This is a genomic window from Actibacterium sp. (genome assembly GCF_041584535.1).
Lineage (GTDB): Bacteria > Pseudomonadota > Alphaproteobacteria > Rhodobacterales > Rhodobacteraceae > Actibacterium_D.
Genome location: NZ_JBFHDW010000386.1, coordinates 1 through 2,001, shown reverse-complemented (window position 1 = coordinate 2,001; position 2,001 = coordinate 1). Strand labels below are relative to the sequence as shown.

Here is a 2,001-nt window from a genome sequence, read left to right as displayed (position 1 = left end):
GGTGGCCCGGGCCTTTCGTTTATGCGTTCCAGGCTTTGTCTTCGCCGCCCAGACCGCCGATCTGCATCCGTGTCGGCAGGCCGATCCGGTCGAGAATGGTGAAGAACGGCTTCGGGTCCAGCTCTTCGACGTTTTTCATCGTGTGGGCGTCCCATTCGCCGGTCGCAACCAGCATCGCGGCGGCAACGGGAGGCACGCCAGCGGTATAGCTGATGCCTTGGCTTCCGACCTCGTTATAGGCCTCTTTGTGGTCGGCGACGTTATAGACGAACACTTCGAACGGTTTGCCGTCCTTGGTGCCTTTGACCAGATCGCCGATGCAGGTCTTGCCGGTGTAATTCGGCGCAAGGCTGGACGGATCGGGCAGCACGGCCTTGACCACTTTCAGCGGCACAACCTCTTGGCCCTCGGCGGTGATCACCGGCTGTTCCGACAGCAGGCCAAGGTTTTTCAGCACGGTAAAGACGTTGATGTAATGGTCGCCGAACCCCATCCAGAACCGGATATCGGCTTGCGGATAGTTGGCGGCCAGCGAATGCACTTCGTCATGGCCCGACATATAGGCGCGGCAAGTGCCCACCACCGGCAGATCCCAGTCATGGCCGGTTTCGAACATCGCCTTTTCTTTCCACTGGCCGTCTTCCCAGTAGTAAACGACGCCGGTGAATTCGCGAAAGTTGATCTCGGGGTCGAAATTGGTGGCAAAATACTTGCCATGCGACCCGGCGTTGATGTCGATGATGTCGACCGATTTCACCTCGTCCATCATGTCGATGGCAAAGCGCGCATAGGCATTCACCACGCCCGGATCGAACCCGGCGCCAAGGATCGCGGTCACGCCTTTTTCAGCGCAGAGATCGCGTTTTTTCCATTCGTAATTGCCATACCAAGGCGGCGTTTCGCAGATCTTGGTCGGGTCTTCGTGAATCGCGGTGTCGATATAGGCGGCGCCGGTTTCAATACAGGCGTCCAGAACCGTCATGTTCACAAAGGCCGAGCCGACGTTGATGACGATTTCCGCGCCGGTCTCGCGGATCAGATCGGCCACCGCCGCGCTGTCCATCGCGTTGACCTGATGAGCCTGAAGAACGCCCTCGGTTTTCATCGCGCCTTTTTCACGGACCGACTCAAGGATCGCTTCGCATTTGCCAAGCGTCCGGCTGGCAATATGGATATCGCCAAGCACATCGTTGTTTTGCGCGCATTTATGCGCCACGACCTGAGCGACGCCGCCAGCGCCGATGATGAGTACGTTCTTTTTCAACTCAAGAGACCCCCTTTGGTTTCCGGTGCGCCAAGGGCGCGGGCATCACGACAGGGCTGCCGCGAAATCATCATAGCCGAAATCGCGCACAAGACGCGTGGCTCCATCCAGTTCTTTAACGGCAATCGCCGGCATTTTCACGCCATTGAACCAGTTTTTCTTGACCATTGTGTAACCGGCGGCGTCCTGAATGCTAAGACGGTCGCCCGGTTTGATCGGTGCGGGAAAGCGGAACTCGCCGAAAATATCGCCGGCAAGGCAGGATTTGCCGCAGATCATCCATTCTTCGGGACCGGCATTCGGCAGCATCCTGGCGCTTTCGCGATAGATCAGCAGGTCCAGCATATGCGCCTCGATGCTGCTATCGACGATGGCCAGATTCTTGCCGTTGAACAGCGTGTCCAGAACCGTGACTTCCAGCGTGGTCGAGTTGGTGATCGCCGCCTCGCCCGGTTCCAGATAGACCTGCACCTGATTTTCGCCGGCAAAGCGTTTCAGCCGCTCGGCCAGTTTGTCGATCGGATAGTCCTCGCCGGTGAAATGGATGCCGCCACCAAGGCTGATCCAGTCCATCTGCCGGATCAGAAAGCCAAAGCGCTGTTCGATCAGGCCCAGCATGGCGTCGAACCGGTCGAAATCGGCGTTCTCGCAATTGTTGTGGAACATGAAGCCCGAGATCTGATCGGCGACCTGCGCGATGCGTTCGGGGTCGTGTTCGCCAAGGCGGCTAAAGGGCC

The 2,001-nt window shown here is 58.3% G+C and carries 1 protein-coding gene and 1 pseudogene; both read right to left on the bottom strand.

What is annotated here, in order from left to right; all coding sequences use genetic code 11:
• Nucleotides 1-19: 19 nt before the first annotated feature.
• Complete coding sequence (locus ABYW26_RS13930) at nt 20-1,264, bottom strand: saccharopine dehydrogenase NADP-binding domain-containing protein (RefSeq protein WP_372605509.1); 1,245 nt, start codon at nt 1,262-1,264, stop codon at nt 20-22.
• A gap of 45 nt (nt 1,265-1,309) precedes the next feature.
• Nucleotides 1,310-2,001, bottom strand: a pseudogene (locus ABYW26_RS13925) (carboxynorspermidine decarboxylase); the annotation flags it as partial.